This window comes from Mycolicibacter senuensis (assembly GCF_003284925.1).
Classification (GTDB): Bacteria; Actinomycetota; Actinomycetes; order Mycobacteriales; family Mycobacteriaceae; genus Mycobacterium; species Mycobacterium algericum_A.
Genome location: NZ_QMEX01000008.1, coordinates 1 through 18,858 on the forward strand (window position 1 = coordinate 1; position 18,858 = coordinate 18,858).

At 68.7% G+C, this 18,858-nt stretch carries 15 protein-coding genes and 1 pseudogene; 15 read left to right on the top strand and 1 reads right to left on the bottom strand.

All coding sequences use genetic code 11. The features are described 5' to 3' along the window. Positions 1–219: 219 nt before the first annotated feature. Complete coding sequence (locus DQP56_RS04635) at positions 220–858, bottom strand: SACE_7040 family transcriptional regulator (RefSeq protein ID WP_112683819.1); 639 nt, start codon at positions 856–858, stop codon at positions 220–222. A 99-nt stretch (positions 859–957) separates the two neighbouring features. Here DQP56_RS04635 and DQP56_RS04640 point away from each other — a divergent pair, with 99 nt between their 5' ends. The 15 genes and pseudogenes from DQP56_RS04640 (at position 958) to DQP56_RS04710 (ending at position 18,846) form a co-directional block, all read left to right on the top strand. Then, the gene (locus DQP56_RS04640; protein WP_112683820.1) at positions 958–2,601 is read left to right on the top strand and encodes an AMP-binding protein; all 1,644 of its coding nucleotides are present in this window, start codon (positions 958–960) and stop codon (positions 2,599–2,601) included. A gap of 75 nt (positions 2,602–2,676) precedes the next feature. After that, positions 2,677–3,420, top strand: a complete 744-nt coding sequence (locus DQP56_RS04645) for a CoA transferase subunit A (protein WP_041317559.1) — start codon at positions 2,677–2,679, stop codon at positions 3,418–3,420. Beyond that, positions 3,420–4,061 (top strand): 3-oxoacid CoA-transferase subunit B, encoded by a 642-nt coding sequence (locus DQP56_RS04650; protein WP_112683821.1) that lies wholly within the window; start codon positions 3,420–3,422, stop codon positions 4,059–4,061. The genes DQP56_RS04645 and DQP56_RS04650 overlap by 1 nt, the downstream gene beginning before the upstream one ends. Continuing rightward, a complete protein-coding gene (locus DQP56_RS04655; protein ID WP_112683822.1) occupies positions 4,058–5,629 on the top strand; it encodes a carboxyl transferase domain-containing protein in 1,572 nt (523 codons plus the stop codon). The genes DQP56_RS04650 and DQP56_RS04655 overlap by 4 nt, the downstream gene beginning before the upstream one ends. 17 nt (positions 5,630–5,646) lie before the next feature. After that, entirely contained in the window at positions 5,647–7,629 is a 1,983-nt protein-coding gene (locus DQP56_RS04660; protein WP_112683823.1) for an acetyl/propionyl/methylcrotonyl-CoA carboxylase subunit alpha, read from the top strand. Then, the gene (locus DQP56_RS04665) at positions 7,626–8,786 is read left to right on the top strand and encodes an acyl-CoA dehydrogenase family protein (protein ID WP_112683824.1); all 1,161 of its coding nucleotides are present in this window, start codon (positions 7,626–7,628) and stop codon (positions 8,784–8,786) included. Before DQP56_RS04660 ends, DQP56_RS04665 begins: the two co-directional genes overlap by 4 nt. Then, positions 8,786–9,371, top strand: a pseudogene (locus DQP56_RS04670) (MaoC family dehydratase). The gene DQP56_RS04665 and the pseudogene DQP56_RS04670 overlap by 1 nt, the downstream one beginning before the upstream one ends. Then, positions 9,368–10,174, top strand: a complete 807-nt coding sequence (locus tag DQP56_RS04675) for an HpcH/HpaI aldolase/citrate lyase family protein (RefSeq protein WP_112683825.1) — start codon at positions 9,368–9,370, stop codon at positions 10,172–10,174. The pseudogene DQP56_RS04670 and the gene DQP56_RS04675 overlap by 4 nt, the downstream one beginning before the upstream one ends. Before the next feature lie 25 nt (positions 10,175–10,199). After that, positions 10,200–11,375: an enolase C-terminal domain-like protein gene (locus DQP56_RS04680; RefSeq protein WP_112683826.1), complete on the top strand. Its 1,176-nt coding sequence runs from the start codon at positions 10,200–10,202 to the stop codon at positions 11,373–11,375. A 4-nt stretch (positions 11,376–11,379) separates the two neighbouring features. After that, positions 11,380–12,309 carry a ketopantoate reductase family protein gene (locus tag DQP56_RS04685; protein ID WP_112683827.1) on the top strand — a complete coding sequence of 310 codons (930 nt, stop codon included), beginning with the start codon at positions 11,380–11,382 and terminating at the stop codon, positions 12,307–12,309. Between the two features lie 111 nt (positions 12,310–12,420). After that, positions 12,421–13,194, top strand: a complete 774-nt coding sequence (locus DQP56_RS04690; protein ID WP_112683874.1) for a class I SAM-dependent methyltransferase — start codon at positions 12,421–12,423, stop codon at positions 13,192–13,194. A 48-nt stretch (positions 13,195–13,242) separates the two neighbouring features. Beyond that, a complete protein-coding gene (locus DQP56_RS04695) occupies positions 13,243–13,872 on the top strand; it encodes a TetR/AcrR family transcriptional regulator (protein WP_112683828.1) in 630 nt (209 codons plus the stop codon). Next, positions 13,865–14,938 carry a DUF1214 domain-containing protein gene (locus DQP56_RS04700; RefSeq protein WP_112683829.1) on the top strand — a complete coding sequence of 358 codons (1,074 nt, stop codon included), beginning with the start codon at positions 13,865–13,867 and terminating at the stop codon, positions 14,936–14,938. Before DQP56_RS04695 ends, DQP56_RS04700 begins: the two co-directional genes overlap by 8 nt. Then, on the top strand, positions 14,935–16,179 hold the full coding sequence (locus DQP56_RS04705) for a sulfotransferase family protein (protein WP_112683830.1): 1,245 nt from the start codon (positions 14,935–14,937) through the stop codon (positions 16,177–16,179). The genes DQP56_RS04700 and DQP56_RS04705 overlap by 4 nt, the downstream gene beginning before the upstream one ends. A gap of 84 nt (positions 16,180–16,263) precedes the next feature. After that, entirely contained in the window at positions 16,264–18,846 is a 2,583-nt protein-coding gene (locus DQP56_RS04710; protein WP_165824899.1) for a multicopper oxidase domain-containing protein, read from the top strand. Positions 18,847–18,858: the final 12 nt, after the last annotated feature.

The window sequence follows — 18,858 nt, forward strand, 5'->3', positions numbered from 1 at the left end:
GGTTGGGTCGGCGGCCTGCGGCGGATAGCCGCCCGGGTATGACGGAAGCTGGCCCGCGTAGGCCGGATCGACGTGCGGCGGAAAGCCGAAGGTCGACGGCTCGGTGGCCCCGCTGCGCTGCCAGGGTCGATCGGAATCCTCCGGTCGATAAGGATCGGTCATACCCACCTCATGGATTGCAGGGTACCTGCGCAGCGCCGCCCACGACCGTGTCGTCGGTCAGCCCGTTGAAAACCCGGCGGCACCCAGCGCGCTGATCGTCATCGCTCGCAACACCGCTCGGGAGCGCTCCGGCGCGGCCGACTTGGCACCGGCCGGCTTGACGCTGTAGGGGGTCGAGTTCAACAACCCGAACACCGCGTGGGCCATCAACCGAGCGTCGGGTTCGGCCAGTCCGGCGTACCGGGCGCACAGCACACCTACCCAGACCTCGACGTACTGCCGCTGGGCGCTACGTACCTGACGCTGCGCGCCGGCCGGCAGCTGAGCCAGGTCGCGGTCCTGGATCCGGATCAGATCCGGCTCTCCGAGCGCGAAGTCGAGATGGAACTCGATCAGGCCGTCCAGCACCTCGTCCGGGTTCCGCCCGCCGGATTCGACGGCGCGCGCTCCGGCGAGCAACCGGGTGCTGATGCCGACCAGCAGTTCGACCAACAGGGCTTCCTTGTTGGGGAAGTGCCGATAGATCGCCGGACCGCTGACGCCGGCGGCCGCGCCGATGTCCTCCAGGCGCACCGCCAGGAAGCCGCGTTGTGCAAACAGCCGTTCGGCGGCGGCAAGCAATTGGCTGCGCCGGTCGGATTTCAGCCTGCTTCGTCGGCTGGCCGGCTCGTCGTCGGCGGGAACGGATGCTGCCATCGCGCCTCCGCTCAATCGTGGACAGCTGAGTTAATGGTCACTAACGTAGCACCCATCCCTGGGGCCGAACCGGCTCCGGGCGACTCCGGTGGAGGACTGATGGCAACGGCGGGACGGCCCGCAGCTCGCGGCGATGTGTCCTACGCTCGCGGCGAGACCCGACCGGCCTTGCTGCAGATGACCATCGGAGCCTGTCTCGCCGCCACCGCGAGCGCGCACCCGGATCGCGATGCGCTGGTTGACTTTCCGGCCCGACGGCGATGGAACTATGCGCAGCTGTGGCGCGATGTGCGCCGGCTGGCGACCGGTCTGCTGCAGCTGGGGATCACCGCGGGGGACCGGGTCGGCATCTGGGCGCCCAACTGCGCCGAATGGGTGCTGACCCAGTACGCCACCGCTGAGATCGGCGCGATACTGGTCACCCTCAACCCCGCCTACCGCTCCCACGAGCTGGCCTACGCGCTCAAGCAGTCCGGGGTTGCAATGGTCATCGCTGCCCCGCGGTTCAAGACCTCCGACTACGTCGCGCTGCTGGGTGAGGTGGTGCCGGCGTGTCCGGACCTGCGTGAAGCGGTGTTCATCGGCAGCGCGCGTTGGCGTGAGCTGGCCGGCACACCCGCCGACACGGTGGCACTGGCGCACGCCTCCGGATCGCTGCGGGCCACCGATCCGATCAATATCCAATACACCTCGGGCACAACCGGTTACCCGAAGGGTGCGACGCTCAGTCATCACAACATCCTCAACAACGGCTACCTGGTCGGCGAGTTGCTGGGTTACACGCAGCTGGACCGGATCTGCCTGCCCGTCCCGTTTTATCACTGCTTCGGGATGGTGATGGGCAACCTGGCGGCCGCCAGCCATGGTGCGGCCATCGTCATCCCGGCGCCCGGCTTCGATCCGGCGGCCACGCTGCGCGCCGTGCAGGACGAGGCCTGCACCAGCCTCTACGGGGTGCCCACCATGTTCATCGCCGAACTCGAATTGCCCGGCTTCGCCGACTACGACCTCACCAGCCTGCGCACCGGGATCATGGCGGGCTCACCGTGCCCGGCGAAGGTGATGCGGCGGGTGATCGACGACATGCACATGACCGAGGTCGCCATCTGCTACGGCATGACCGAGACGTCGCCGGTGTCGACCCAAACCCGCAGCGGGGACTCGCTGATCCAGCGGGTGGAGACCGTCGGACGGGTGGGGCCGCACCTGGAGATCAAGCTGATCGACCCCGCCACCGGCCACCCGGTGCCGCGGGGACAGGTCGGCGAACTGTGCACCCGCGGCTATTCGGTGATGACCGGCTACTGGAACGACCCGGCTAAGACCGAAGCGGCCATCGACGCCGAAGGCTGGATGCACAGCGGCGATCTGGCCGTCATGGACGACGACGGATACGTGCGGATCACCGGGCGGATCAAAGACATGGTGATTCGCGGCGGGGAGAACATCTACCCGCGTGAGATCGAGGAGTTTCTGCACAGCCACCCTGACATCCTCGACGCTCAGGTCATCGGTGTGCCCGACGAAATCTACGGTGAGGAACTGATGGCGGTGGTCATGCTGCGCGACGGGGCGGGGCCGCTGACCATTGACCGACTGCGCGAGTTCTGCACCGGCCGACTGGCGCACTTCAAGGTGCCGCGGTACCTGCGCGTGGTAACGGAGTTCCCGATGACGGTCACCGGCAAGGTCCGTAAGGACGAGGTGCGTCGACAGGTGATCGAGCAGCTGGGTGACGGCTGACAGGACAGCGCGAGAATGGTATTCTCTGCTGTCAGTTAATCAACATTAACTGAAAACGAGGAGGCGCGGGTGGCGATAGACAAGGTCGTGGCGACGGCGGCAGCAGCCGTGGCCGACGTGACCGACGGCGCGTCACTGGCGGTGGGCGGGTTCGGACTCTGCGGCATACCGGAGGCGCTGATCAACGCCGTCCTGCAACTCGGTGTCACCGATCTGGAAACCGTCTCGAACAACTGCGGCGTCGACGGCATCGGGCTGGGAGTGCTCTTGGAACACAAGCGGATCCGACGCACCGTGAGCTCCTACGTCGGCGAGAACAAGGAATTCGCCCGGCAGTTCCTGTCCGGGGAGCTCGAGGTGGAGCTGACCCCGCAGGGCACGCTGGCCGAGCGGCTGCGGGCCGGGGGTGCCGGGATCCCGGCGTTCTACACACCGACCGGGGTGGGCACCCAGGTCGCCGACGGCGGCTTGCCGTGGCGCTACGACGGTGCCGGCGGGGTGGCGGTGGCCTCACCGCGCAAGGAGACCCGGGACTTCGACGGGCGCACCTACGTGCTGGAGCGGGCGATCCGCACCGATTTCGCGTTGGTGCACGCCTGGAAGGGCGATCGGCACGGAAACCTCGTCTACCGGGAGGCCGCGGCCAACTTCAACCCGGACTGCGCCGCAGCGGGCCGGATCACCATCGCCCAAGTCGAGCACCTGGTCGAGCCCGGCGAGATCTGTCCCGCCGAGGTGCACACCCCGGGTATTCACGTGCACCGGGTGGTGCACGTACCGAATCCGGAGAAACGAATCGAACGGGAGACGGTGCGCTGATGACACGCACACGTGACGAACTGGCCGCACGGGTCGCCGCGGAGTTGGAAGACGGGCAATACGTCAACCTGGGCATCGGGTTGCCGACCTTGATTCCCAACCACATCCCCGACGGTGTCAGCGTGGTGCTGCATTCGGAGAACGGGATCCTCGGTGTGGGGCCGTACCCGCGCCGCGAGGACCTCGACGCCGACTTGATCAACGCCGGCAAAGAAACAGTGACCGTCCTCCCGGGCGCGTCGTTCTTCTCATCGTCCGCGTCCTTCGGGGTGATCCGCGGCGGCCACCTCGACGTAGCGGTGCTCGGCGCCATGCAGGTGTCAGCGGTCGGCGACCTGGCCAACTGGATGATCCCCGGCAAGATGATCAAGGGCATGGGCGGGGCGATGGACCTGGTGCACGGGGCGCGCCGGGTCATCGTGATGATGGAACATGCCGCCAAGGACGGCAGCGCCAAGATCGTCGAACAGTGCACGTTGCCGCTCACCGGCGCCCGCTGCGTCGACCGCATCATCACCGACTTGGCCGTCATCGACGTCACCGAAGCGGGCCTCGAGTTGGTGGAGACCGCGCCCGGCGTCTCCGTCGATGAGGTGGTCGCGAAAACCGGTGCCCCGTTGAATCTTTCGAAGGTGTCATGACGGCCCCAGCATTCGCCGACGAGCACCGACGGCTGGTCACCGAGCTCAACACCAAGCTGGCGACCGCGGCGCTCGGCGGTAGCGAGCAGTCCCGGCAGCGGCACGTGTCGCGGGGCAAGCTATTGCCGCGCGACCGGGTCGACCGGTTGCTGGATCCGGGCAGCCCGTTTCTGGAGCTGGCGCCGCTGGCCGCCGACGGCATGTACGACGACGAGTGCCCCGGTGCCGGGATCATCACCGGGATCGGGCGGGTGTCCGGGCGGGAATGCGTGATCGTCGCCAACGACGCCACCGTCAAGGGCGGCACCTACTATCCGGTCACGGTCAAGAAGCACCTGCGCGCCCAGGAAGTCGCGCTGGGCAACCGGCTGCCCTGCATTTACCTGGTGGACTCCGGCGGCGCGTTTCTGCCCCGTCAGGACGAGGTGTTCCCCGATCGCGAGCACTTCGGCCGGATCTTCTACAACCAGGCGACCATGAGCGCGGCGGGCATCCCGCAGATCGCCGCGGTGCTCGGCTCCTGCACCGCCGGCGGCGCCTACGTTCCCGCGATGAGCGACGAGGCCGTCATCGTCCGCGAACAGGGCACCATCTTCCTGGGCGGCCCGCCGCTGGTGAAGGCCGCCACCGGAGAGGTGGTGACCGCCGAAGAACTGGGCGGGGGAGACCTGCACTCCAAGGTCTCCGGGGTCACCGACTATCTGGCCGATGACGATGAACATGCGCTGCGCATCGTCCGCCAGATCGCGCAGACCTTCGGGCCGAGATCCGAAAGCCCCTGGGAAATCAAGCGTTCCGTGGACCCGAACCATGACCCCGCGGAGCTCTACGACGTGGTCCCCCCGGACCCGCGGGTGCCCTATGACGTGCGGCAGGTCATCACCCGCATTGTCGACGGCAGCGAGTTCAGCGAGTTCAAGGCCGAATACGGCAAGACCCTGGTGACCGCGTTCGCCCGCATCCACGGCCACCCGGTGGGCATCATCGCCAACAACGGAGTGCTGTTCGGTGAGTCGGCGCTCAAGGGCGCGCATTTCATCGAACTGTGCGACAAGCGCGCCATCCCATTGGTGTTCTTGCAGAACATCGCCGGTTTCATGGTCGGCCGCGACTACGAGGCCGGCGGCATCGCCAAACACGGCGCCAAAATGGTCACCGCGGTGGCCTGCGCGCGGGTGCCCAAGCTGACGGTGGTGATCGGCGGGTCCTACGGGGCGGGCAACTACTCCATGTGCGGCCGGGCGTATTCGCCGCGATTTCTGTGGATGTGGCCCAACGCCCGGATCTCGGTGATGGGTGGCGAGCAGGCTGCGTCGGTGCTGGCCACGGTGCGCGGTGACCAGCTCGACGCGGCCGGCAAGCCCTGGTCGCCCGAGGACGAGGAGGCGTTCAAGGCCCCGATCCGGGACCAATACGAGGCGCAGGGCAACCCCTACTACTCGACCGCACGGCTGTGGGACGATGGCATCATCGACCCGGCCGACACCAGAACAGTGCTGGGGCTGGCGCTTTCGGTCTGCGCTAACGCGCCGCTGGACCCGGTCTCCTACGGCGTCTTCCGGATGTGACCCAGATGAATACAGCCATGTTCGATACGGTCCTGGTAGCCAATCGCGGTGAGATCGCAGTCCGGGTGATCCGCACCCTGCGCCGGATGGGGATCCGGTCGGTGGCGGTCTACAGCGACGCCGACGCCGGAGCGCGGCATGTGCGCGAAGCCGACACCGCGGTGCGGCTCGGCCCCGCGCCGGTGCTGGAGAGCTACCTGTCGATCCCCGCGGTGCTCGAAGCCGCCGCGGCCACCGGCGCACAGGCGATTCACCCCGGCTACGGGTTCCTTTCCGAGAACGCCGGATTCGCCGCCGCCTGCGAGGCGGCCGGGGTGGTGTTCATCGGGCCGCCGGCGCGCGCCATCGAGGTGATGGGCGACAAGATCTCCGCGAAGAACACCGTCACCGCCTTCGATGTACCGGTGGTTCCCGGCATCGCCCAGCCGGGCCTGACCGACGACGAGCTGACCGGTGCGGCAGCCGAGATCGGCTACCCGGTGTTGATCAAGCCGTCGGCGGGCGGCGGCGGCAAAGGCATGCACCTGGTCGACGACCCCGCGCAGCTGCGGGCTTCGCTGGCCACCGCGCGACGTGAGGCGGCGTCCGCGTTCGGCGACGACACGCTGTTCCTGGAGCGATTCGTGTTGCGGCCCCGCCACATCGAGGTCCAGGTGCTCGCCGATACCCAGGGCAACGTGGTGCACCTCGGCGAACGGGAATGCAGTCTGCAGCGACGCCATCAGAAGGTGATCGAGGAGGCGCCGTCACCGCTGCTGGATGCTGCGACCCGGGACCGGATCGGGACCGCGGCGTGCAACACCGCCCGCAGCGTCGACTACGTCGGCGCCGGCACGGTGGAGTTCATCGTCTCCGCGGATCGCCCGGACGAGTTCTTCTTCATGGAGATGAACACCCGGCTGCAGGTCGAGCACCCGGTTACCGAAGCGATCACCGGCCTCGACCTCGTCGAGTGGCAGCTGCGGGTTGCCGCCGGCGAGAAGCTGCCGTTCGCCCAGCACGAGATCACGTTGAGCGGACACGCGATCGAGGCCCGGGTGTACGCCGAAGACCCCGCGCGCGGCTTCCTGCCCACCGGCGGGCGGGTGCTGGCGGTGCACGAACCCACCGGCCCCGGTATTCGGGTGGACTCGTCGTTGCAGGACGGCACCGTGGTCGGCAGCGACTACGACCCGATGCTGTCCAAGGTGATCGCGCACGGCGCCGACCGGACGCAAGCGCTGGCGCGGCTCGATGCGGCGCTGGCCTGCACCGCCGTGTTCGGCGTGCAGACCAACGTCGAGTTTCTGCGGTTCCTGCTCGCCGACGAGCGGGTGGTCGTCGGGGATCTCGACACCGAACTGCTCGACACCAGGTCGGCCGACTTCGCGCCGGCACCCGCCCCTGACGACGTGCTGGCCGCCGGCGGCCTCTACCGCCAATGGGCGCTGTCCGGCCGTAAATCACTGTGGGCCAACCCCAGCGGATGGCGGATCGGCGCGTCGGCACCGGTACGCACCGAGATGCGCACGCCGCTTCGGTCGGAGACGGTGTCGGTGTGGGGGCTTCCGGCGGCCGCGCGGGTGCAGGTCGGCGGCGGGGAGATCCACAGCGGCAGCGCCGAAGTGGAGGGCGACCGGCTGACGGTGACACTGGCGGGCCGACGACGCCGTTACAGGTTCGCCGAGCACGACGGGCAGCTGTGGATCTCCGATGAGCGCGGCACCTGGCAGCTGCGTGAAGCCCAGGAAAGCACCGTGGTGCGGTCCGCCGTCGGTCCGCGCAGCGCCGAGATAGTCAGCCCGATGCCCGGCAGCGTGATCGCGGTGAATGTCGCGTCCGAAACGCCGGTCGACGAGGGCGATCCGGTCGTGGTGGTCGAGGCGATGAAGATGGAGCACACCTTGACCGCGCCGATCAGTGGCCGGGTGCAGGTATTGGTATCGGTGGGCGATCAGGTGACGGTGGACCAGGTATTGGCCCGACTGATTCCCGAATCAAGTGAGGACGAGCAGCAATGACGACAATCACGGCAGGCGAGCTGCCCAAGGAGTACCAGGATCTGCAGCACACGGTCGCCGAGTTCGCCCGCACCGTTGTCGCGCCGGTGTCGGCCAAACACGACGAAGAGCACAGCTTCCCCTACGAGGTGGTCGCCAAGATGGCGGACATGGGGCTGTTCGGCCTGCCGTTCCCCGAGGAGTACGGCGGGATGGGCGGCGACTACTTTGCGCTGGCGCTCGCCCTGGAGGAGCTCGGCAAGGTCGACCAGTCCGTTGCGATGACACTCGAGGCGGGGGTGGGCCTCGGGGCGATGCCGATCTACCGATTCGGCACCGAGGAACAGCGGCAGACCTGGCTGCCCGACCTGGTCGCCGGCCGTGCGCTTGCCGGATTCGGCCTCACCGAGCCCGGTGCCGGTTCGGATGCCGGCGGCACCCGCACCACCGCGCGGCTGGACGGCGACGAGTGGGTCATCAACGGCACCAAGCAGTTCATCACCAACTCCGGCACCGACATCACCTCGTTGGTGACAGTCACCGCCGTCACCGGGACCGCGCCCGACGGCCGCAAGGAGATCTCCACGATCATCGTCCCTTCCGGCACACCGGGTTTCACCGTCGAACCGGCTTACAACAAGGTGGGTTGGAACGCCTCGGACACCCATCCGCTCACCTTCGTCGACGCCCGTGTCCCGCAAGCCAATCTGCTCGGCGAAGAGGGCCGGGGGTACGCGAACTTCCTGTCGATCCTCGATGAGGGCCGCATCGCGATCGCCGCGGTGGCCACCGGGGTCGCACAGGGTTGCGTCGACGAGAGCGTCAAGTACGCCGGTGAGCGCGAGGCATTCGGCCAGCCGATCGGCTCCTACCAGGCGATCAGCTTCAAGATCGCGCGGATGGAGGCGCGCGCTCACGTGGCGCGCACCGCCTACTACGACGCCGCGGCGAAGATGATGGCGGGCAAGCCGTTCAAGAAGGAGGCGGCGATCGCCAAGATGATCTCCTCGGAGGCGGCGATGGACAACGCCCGCGACGCCACCCAGATTCACGGCGGGTACGGCTTCATCAACGAATACCCGGTGGCCCGCCATTACCGGGACAGCAAGATCCTGGAGATCGGCGAGGGCACCACCGAGGTGCAGTTGATGCTGATCGCACGGTCGCTGGGACTGTGATGAGCACCGGCAACGACCGCGAGCGGGAATCTCGCGACACAGCAGCGGCGTGTCGCGTCGCAGAATTGCGAGTCGACGAACGAGAGGGGACAGGGCGTGGGTAAAACCGTCGAGCAGCGCGGACTGTGGTTCGAGGAGTACGAGATCGGCACCACGTATGCCCACCGCCCCGGGCGCACCGTCACCGAGGCCGACAACGTGCTGTTCACCACGCTGACCATGAACACCCAGTCGCTGCACCTGGATGCGGCCTGGGCCGCCGAGCAGCCCGGCTTCCGTGGTGAGCGGCTGGTGAACTCCATGTTCACCCTGTCCACGCTCGTCGGGCTGTCGGTCGCTCAGTTGACGCTGGGCACCATCGTGGCCAACCTCGGATTCTCGGAGGTGTCGTTTCCCAAGCCGGTGTTTCACGGCGACACCCTCTACGCCGAGACGGTCTGCACCGACAAGCGCGAGTCCAAGAGCCGTCCCGGGGAGGGCATCGTGACGCTAGAGCATGTCGGGCGCAACCAGCACGGCGACGTGGTGGCCCGCGCGGTGCGGACCACGTTGGTGCGCAAGCGGCCGGCAGGAGAGTCGGCATGAACCTGCTCTCCACCGGACCGGCCTGGCTGTTCTGCCCGGCCGATCGCCCGGAGCGCTACGCAAAGGCCGCCGCGGCAGCCGACGTGGTCATCCTCGACCTGGAGGACGGGGTGGCCGCCGCCGACCGGCCCGCTGCCCGGGAAGCGTTGCGGGACAACCCGCTCGACCCGGAGCGGACCGTGGTGCGGATCAACCCTTCCGGTACCGAGGATCAGTCGCGCGATCTGGCGGCGCTGGCCGACACCGCCTACACGACGGTGATGCTGGCCAAGACCGAGTCGGCGGCCCAGGTCGATGCGCTGGCGCCGCGGCAGGTCGTCGCGCTGGCCGAAACCCCGCGCGGCGTCGTGTTCGCGACCGAGATCGCCGCCGCGCAGGCCTGTGCGGCGATGATGTGGGGTGCCGAGGACCTGGTCGCCGCCATGGGCGGGGGCTCCAGCCGTCACGTGGACGGCAGCTATCGGGACTTCGCCCGGCACGCGCGTTCGACGGTGCTGCTGGCGGCGTCGGCGTTCGGGCGTGCCGCGCTCGACGCCGTCTACCTCAATATCGGTGATCTCGACGGGTTGCGGGCCGAGGCGCTCGACGGCGCCGCAGTCGGGTTCGCCGCCACGGTGTGCATCCATCCCACCCAGGTTGCGGTGGTGCGCGACGCCTACCGACCGGCCGAGGACAAGATCGACTGGGCGCGAAGGGTACTCGCCGCGGCACAGCACGAGCGGGGCGTGTTCGCCTTCGAGGGACAAATGGTGGACTCGCCGGTGCTGCGGCACGCTGAGGCTATCCTGCGGCGTGCGGAGTAACGCCTACCGACAGGAGCGACGGCGCGTGCGCATCACCCGGATCGTCGAAAGATCGGTGCCGTTGAGCGGCGAGATCGCCAACGCACTGGTGGATTTCTCCCGGCACACCGTGTCACTGGTCGCCATCGTCACCGACCGGATACGGAACGGAAAACCGGTGATCGGCATCGCGTTCAACTCGATCGGCCGGTTCGCTCAGGGCGGCATCCTGGCCGATCGGATGATCCCGCGGGTGCTGCGCGCCGACCCGGAGTCGCTACTCGACGATGACGGCCACATCGACCCCGCCCGGGTGCTGTACCAGGCGCTCGTCGACGAGAAGCCCGGCGGCCACGGCGACCGCGCCGGCGCGGCGGCGGCCTTGGAACTGGCGTGCTGGGATCTCAAAGCGAAACTCGCCGACGAGCCCGCCTACCGCACCATCGCGCGACACTTCGGCCGCAACTTGGGCTGGGATGGGGCCGTGCCAGCGGTTCCGGTGTACGCCGCAGGCGGGTACTACTATCCGGCAGACGGCGTGGACCGGCTCCGGACCGAGATGCGTGGCTATCTCGATCTGGGCTATGACGCGGTCAAGATAAAGATCGGCGGCGCGCCGATGCGCGAGGACCTGGACCGTATCGAGGCGGCCATCGACGTGCTGGGCAGCGGCGCACGGGTGGCCGTCGACGCCAACGGTCGATTCGACGCCACAGCCGCTGGGCAGTGGGCGCAGACGCTGAGCCCCTACGGCCTGCGCTGGTACGAGGAGCCCGGCGACCCGCTGGACTTCGTGTTGAATGCCCAGCTGACCACCGGTTACCCGGGAGCGATCGCCACCGGCGAGAACCTGTTCTCCGCGCGTGACGTGACCAACCTGGTGCGCTACGGCGGCATGCGCCCGGGCCGCGACATCTTCCAGATGGACGCGGGACTCAGCTACGGGCTGACCGAATACGCCCGCATGATCGAGGTGCTCGAGTCACACGGCTTCGACCGCGGTTGCGCCTTCCCGCACGGCGGCCACCTGATCAACCTGCACATCGCGGTGGGACTGGGCTTGGGAGGCTGCGAGTCCTATCCGGGGGTGTTCGCACCCTTCGGCGGCTACTCGCCCGGATGCCGGCTGGCCGGTGGCACCATCGCGCCCACCGACGCCCCGGGATTCGGGCTCGAGGAAAAGCCCGACCTGCTCGCCGCGATCGCCCTCATGGAGGCATGAGCAGGTGAAGGTCGCGGTCATCGGATGCGGCGCCATGGGATCGATCTACGCCGGGCGACTGGCTGCCGCCGGCAACGACGTCCTGGCCCTGGACCGCTCACCCGCCCACGTCGAAGCGATCAACCGGGACGGCTTGCGCATCAGCGGGCCGCAATCCGATCAGGTGGTGGCGATGCGGGCGGTCACCGTGGCGCCGGCAGAGCCGATGGACCTGGTGGTGCTCGCGGTCAAAGCCGCCGACGTCGCCGCCGGGGCTGCCCAGGCACTGCCGCTGCTCGGCGAGGACACACCGGTGCTGACCATCCAGAACGGACTGGGATCGGCCGACACCGTCGCCGACATCGTGGGAGCCGAGCGGGTGGCGGTGGGCATCGCCAGTGGTTTCGGCGCGTCACGTCCCGCGCCCGGACACGTGCATCACAACGCCATGCGGGCAGTCCGGTTCGGAGCCTTTGCGGCGCTGCCGTTTGCGGCGGTCGAGGAGACCGCGCGAGTGTGGACCGACGCCGGATTCGACGCGGCCGCAGTCGCCGACATCGCCGCGATGCAGTGGGAGAAGTTGATCTGCAATGTCGCCTACAGCGCGCCCTGCGCACTGACCGGCATGACGGTGGGGCAGGTCATGGACGACGCAGATATGGGACCGGTCAGCCGCGCCGCCGCCACCGAGGCCTGGGCGGTGGCCCGCGCCGCCGGGATCGACATCGCCGTGGCGGACCCGGTTGCGCACGTCCGGGACTTCGGGGCGCAGCTGCCCGACGCCAAGCCGTCGGCACTGCTGGACCACCTGGCCCGCCGGGTCAGCGAGATCGACGTGATCAACGGCGCGGTAGTGCGCCGGGCGGCACCGGCCGGCCAGCAGGCCCCCGTCAACGCGACACTGACCGCGCTGGTGAAAGCCGTTGAACGGCAGTGGATGACGCCCGACGGCTGAACACCTCGCCGGGAGGCGTTCAGTTCGGGACGCGGTGCCGGTGGCGGGGTTAGCCTCAGACCCGTGACCGATGACAAGGCGCGGGTGGACCTGCACGGCGCCCCGCAGACCATGCTCGCGACGCTGTACGCCAAGGCGCTGGACGCGGACCTGCCCCACCCGATCCTGGGTGATCACTACGCCAAGGCCGTGGTCGAACGCATCGACTACGACTGGAGCGCGACCACGATCACCGCCGCCCGGTCACCGTCGGTGACCACCCGCTCGGCGCACTTCGACGCCTGGGCCGGCCAATTCCTGGCGGTCAACCCCGACGCGGTGGTGCTGCATGTGGGGTGTGGGCTCGACGCCCGCTATCTCCGGCTGCAGCCCGGCGAGGGCGTCGACTGGTATGACATCGACTATAGGTGCGTCGCCGACCTGCGGCGGCGGCTACTTCCTGCGCGCGAACACAACCACGTGGTGGCGGCATCGGTCACCGACCCGGCGTGGTTGGCCGAAATCCCCACGGGTCGACCGACATTGATGGTCGGCGAAGGGCTGACCATGTACCTCACCGAGCGCGACGGCCTCGCCTTGCTGCGTCGCGTGGTCGAGCACTGCGTGCGCGGGGAGTTGCAGTTCGACGCGTTCAGTTCGCTGGCCATCAAAACACAATGGTCCAACGCGGTGGTGCGGCGTTCCGGCGCGAAACTGCACTGGGCGATCAACGGCCCCGACGACATCCTGGCGGCGGTGCCGGGCACCCGGCTGCTGCAATGGGTCCGCTGGTTCGAGTCGGACACCTACGGGCGGCTTCCCCGCCGCTACCGGGCGCTGAGCAAAGTGGTGTCGCGGGTTCCGGCGGTGGCCAACATGTCGCAGTATCACCGCTACGCCTTCTGACGGGCACACCATTGACGAATTACGTTACGTAATGTAAATATTTGGTTCGTGGGCAGGGACAGTCGGGCGACGGCTCCGCAATCCGCCCCCGCCGCCCGCGGACGGCCGCGCAATCCGCGCACCGAGCGGGCGATCGCCGAGGCCGCCCGCCGGCTGCTCGCCCGGGATGGCTACGACCAGGTGTCCATCGAGGCGATCGCCCGTGAGGCGGACGTCAGCCGTCCCACGGTCTACCGGCGCTGGCCGTCGAAGACTCACCTGGTCTTCGACGCGGTCTTCGGCTCGAGCGTCGGGGACCTGCTGACCAGTTCGGGCGACTTCGAGGCGGACCTGCGCCGGTTCGTGGCCGGGGTCTTCGCGTTCTGGCGCTCGCCGGAGGTGGCCGCCGCGGCGCTGGGCATCTTGGCCGACCGCCACCGCGACCCGGAGCTGTTCATCCGCACCCAGCAGCTGCTCGACGAGCAGACCCGCACCGCGTTCGGGGAACTGATCAGCACCGGCATCGACCAAGGCGTGCTCGACGCCGACGTCGACGTCGAGATCGCCTACGACCTGCTGGTGGGCACCAGTTTCTATATCGCTCAGGTGCTGGCCGCCGATGCCGTCGACTCCGCCGCCGACCGACTCTGCTCCCTGGTGCTGCAAGGAATGCGAAAGAAGGAGAACCGTGATGGGTGACGAGTCGTCGGAGCTGTCTCAGGCATTCGGGGACCTGCTCGAAGAGGTTCGCGCCGTTGAGCAGCGGCTGTTGGGCGCCGATCCGCCGCTGCCGGAGGCCGACATCCTCGACGGCTACCGCTGGGCGTTGAGCCTGCTGCGGGTGGCCGCCGACGCCTACATCTGGGGGGACGCTGACAAGCCGATCCTGGTCGACGTGATCGGCCCGTACCTGAAGTGGGGCGGTGACAACTCCGACGCCTTCTACCAGCTGGCGCCGATCGACCCCGGCCGCAGCTACCGGGTCACCGGTAACCGCGGCGAGGCGGTCTATCTGTCGATGACGGTCTACGGCGGCCCCGACGACGGCCGCTACAGCGACCGCATCATCGACACCATCAACGACCGTGACCTGGGATGCGACACCGACGGTGCCTTCGAGTTCGTCATCAGCGCCACTGAGCAACAGGGCAATTGGCTCAAGCTCGAACCCGACGCGGTCTTCATCCTGACGCGCGACTACTGCACCGAGCCGGGCACGGACCGGCGAGCCCAATGGAAGATCGAGGCGCTCGACGACACGCCGCGTCGCCCCGATGGCCGCGCCGACCTGAGCCGGCGGATGCGCGCGGCGCGGACCTGGATCCGCGAGCAGGCCGCCATGGCACCGGTACGACTACCGGCCAACGAGCTGCAGGACCCCTACCCGGTCCCGAGCCGCACTGTCGGCTGGGCCGCCGGTGACGCCGCGTACGCCATGGGGGCCTACCAGCTGCAACCCGGCCAGGCCCTCGTCGTCGACGGAACCTCACCGGAGTGTGTGTTCTGGAACATGTGCCTGTGGAATCCGTTCCTGCACACCTACGACTACACCCGTGAGCGGGTCACGATCAACGGTGCCCAGGTCGGCTACGCGCCGGACGGCTCGTGGCAGATCGTGATCAGCGACACCGACCCCGGGCATCCGAACTGGGTGTCGACCGGGGGCCGATCGAGCGGCCTGATCTGGTTCCGCTGGTTCCTGCCGGAGACAACCCCGGACCCGCTGAGCTGCCGGGTCGTCGACATCGCTGAGCTGAGCTCATGAACAGCCCGCGCCCGGCGCCGATCCGCCTCGATGACCTCGCCAGGCCGGTGTTCCCGGAGGCCGCCGCGCCGATGCGCGACGGGCTGGCCGGCTACGGCGCCGCGCTGCAGCTGACACCCGAGGCGCTGCTGCAGACCGCGACCGAGCGAACGGGACTGGACAACTGGGGCGACAACGCATTCCGGGAACGTCTCGACGTCCTGTGCGGATCGCTGGTGGACGAGGCCGAGCTGTCCGGCGTGGGGCGAGCGATGGCGTTCGAGCAACTGGCCGGTCACCTGGTCAACCGGCTACGACTCGAAGACCTGATCGCGACGAACCCCGAGATCGAAGACGTCGCGATCGAACGCCCGATCATCATCTGCGGGCTGCCCCGCACCGGGACCACCCATCTGCACAACCTGATCGCCGCCGACCCCGCGCTGCGGTATTTGCCCTACTGGGAAAGTCTGGAGCCGATAGCCACCCCCGGCGAGCCCGATCCGCAGGCCCGGCGTGACCGCTGCGCGGTCGGGCTCGACCTGATCAACACCTCGATGCCCGAGTTCAAGCGCATGCACGACATGACCGTCGACCACGCCCACGAGGAGATCCAACTGCTGGGCAACGACATCTCCGGAATGCTCTTCGAGTGCAGCTATTTTCTGCCGACCTTCGCGCAGCACTACAAGGCCCACGACCAGACCGCGTCATACGCCTACCTGAAACGCAGCCTGCAGGCGCTGCAATGGCTGCGCGGCGGCTCCCGCTGGGTGCTCAAATCGCCGCAGCATCTGGAACAGTTCCCGGCGCTGTACGCGACCTTCCCCGACGCCACCTTCGTTGTCACCCACCGGGACCCGGTGGAGGTGACGCAGTCGATGACAACGATGATCAGCTATGCGGCGCGAATGGGATGCGACCGTCCGGACCCGGTCAAGATCTCGGCGTACTGGTTCGACCGTGCCGACGACCTACTCAGCGGGTGTCTGGCCGATCGCGACGTGCTGCCGGCGGCGCAGTCCATCGATGTCCGCTTCGATGACTTCATGGCCGACGAGGACGGCACCGTCGCCGCCATCTACCAACTGGCCGATCAACCGCTCGATGACCGGGCGCGGCAAGCGATGACTCAGTTCTGCGCCGACCACCCCCGCGGCCGCTTCGGCACGGTGGACTACCAGCCGGCCGACTTGGGGCTGAACACCGACGAGATCGCCGAACGGCTGCGTGACTACCGGAACCGGTTCGTCGCCGACTGATCGGAGGCCAATCCGGGCCATTGAGGGCCATCGGTGTCTAAGGGCACTTTCTCCTGGTAGCGCCATCACCGTAGCCTGGCGATCATGATTCAGTTGGGGTCACCGCCGTCCGCGGCGCCACCGGTAAAGCGCCGCCGCGGCGGGCCGCGCGGGCCGGTGTTCCTGGGCGCCAACATCGTGGTGCTGGTCTGGCTGGCCGTCTCGGTGGCGTTGCTGATCGGCCACAACGCCATCGCGCACCCGATCTGGCTGCCGATGCATGCGCTGCTGCTCGGCGCGGCCACCAACGCGATCGTGATCTGGTCGGGACACTTCACCACGACGCTGTGCCGGGTCCCCGATCCGCCGCACTGGCACCTGGTGGCCAAACTCGCCGTGCTCAATACGGGCGTGATCGCCGCCCTGGCGGGTGTCGCCTGGAACGCCGGGGCGCTGACCGGCGTCGGCGGCGCCGTCGTGGCCGTCGTCGGCGTCGCTCACGGCGCGGAGTTGATCGCGATGAAGAAGTCGGCGCTCTCGGCGCGCTTCGACTATCTCGTCGGCTTCTATCTGGCAGCCATCGTCGCCCTGTTGATCGGATCGGCGGCCGGCGCCACCATGGCCTTCGGCGTTGCCCGGTGGTATGCGCGGTTGTGGACGACCCACGTGCACGTGATGCTCTACGGCTGGATCGGACTGACCGTGGTGGGCACGCTGTTCACGCTGTGGCCCACCACGATCCGCGAGAAGATCACCCCGCGCAGCTTCGCGATGGCCCGTCGTGCGCTGCCGACCCTGACGGCTGGTTTGGCGATCGCCACGGCGGGCCTGCTCGCCGACAGCTGGTGGCTGGCGGCGGCAGGTCTGGCGGGTTACGCGATCGGCGCCGGTCTGGCGATCGTCGGCCTGTGGCCGGGACGAAGCTTCACCGGCCCGGCGGCCTGGATGCTGGTCGGTGCGACCGGCTGGCTCGGGGCGGCCGTCGTGACGGAGGTGGTCGCGCTGATCGCGGGCCGCTCCGTCGATGTGCTGCCCGCATTCGTCGAGCACACCCTGCTGCCGCTGCTGGCGGTGGGTTTCGTCGCTCAGATCCTGCTCGGTGCGCTCAGTCAGCTGCTGCCGATCCTGGTGGCCCACGGCCCGCCGATTCGTAAGGCCGTCATCGCCTACCTGGATCAGGGCTGGCAGGTGCGGGTGGTCGCGATCAACGTCGCCGTGCCGCTGGTGGCCGGGCCGTGGCGCGGGCCGTTGCCCATCGTCGGCTGGGTGTTGGCCGCCGTCGCGGTGGCCAGTTTCGTGCTGCTGGCGCTGCGACTGGCGCTGCCGGTGGCGCTGCGCGGACCGATCGACGTCGAGGCGATCAAGCCGCACTCCGCTGCGGTGACCGGGGCGGTCGCGGTGGCTGCGGTGGCCGCGGTCGCATCGGCGCTGACACTGGGGGCGCCGGCCGCCTCGGAAGTGGCTGACGTCGCCGGTGAGGCACATACGGTCGAGGTGACGCTGAACAACATGCGGTTCTCCCCGGATGTGCTCGAGGTGGCGGCCGGAACCCGACTGGTGCTGCGGGTCACCAACATCGACGGGCTGCCGCATGACCTGCACGTCGACACCGGCGAGCACACGCCGCGGCTGAGCCGCGGCCAGACCGCGGTGCTCGACCTCGGGGTGATCCGCCAAGACCATGACGTTTGGTGCGACGTGCCCGGCCACCGGGCCGCCGGGATGACGATGACAATCCGCGCCGTCGGCGGCGTGCCACGCCACCAGCACACCGTCGGTGACCACGGTGGGGGAGTTCCCGCGCCGGAAACGCTGGACCTGGCCGCCGACCCGTCGCCGGGATGGCGCCCGTACGACGCGGTGCTGGCGCCGGCAACACCCGGCGTGCACCGGGTGGAGCTGCGCGCCGTGGACCGCGAACTCGAAGTCGCGCCCGGCCGCCGCGAGATCCGCTGGACCTTCGGCGGTAGCGAGCCGGCCCCCACATTGCACGGCCGGGTGGGGGACACCTTCGAGATCACCTTGATCAACGACTCCAGCATGGGCCACGGGATCGACTTTCACGCCGGGGCGCTAGCACCCGACCAGCCGATGCGCACGCTGGAGCCGGGGGAGCGGCTGGTCTACCGGTTCACCGCGCGACGGGCCGGCGCCTGGCTGTATCACTGCAGCACCCCGCCGATGACGCTGCACATCGCCAACGGCATGTATGGCGCGGTGATCATCGACCCGCCCGGGCTGCCGGCCGTGGACCGGGAATACGCCCTGGTCGGCGCGCAGCTCTATGCCGCAGCGCCCGATGCCGACGCCAAGACGACCGCGATCCGGGCCGGACAGCCCGACGGTTGGATGTTCAACGGCACCGCGGCCCAGTACATGCACGCCCCGCTGCCGGCGCGCGCCGGTGAACGGGTGCGGGTCTGGGTGGTCAACGCCGGGCCCGGCGACACGATCGCCTTCCACATCGTCGGCACCCAGTTCGACACCGTCTACAAAGAGGGTGCCTGGCTGCTGCGGCCCGGCGACCCCTCGGCCCCGGCCGGCGGCTCCCAGGTGCTGGACCTGGCGACCGCCCAGGGCGGTTTCGTCGAGCTGACCTTCCCTGAAGCGGGGCATTACCCGTTCATGGACCACGACATGCGGCACGCCGAGAACGGCGCCCACGGCATCTTCGAGGTCACGGATTAGTCGGAACGCGTC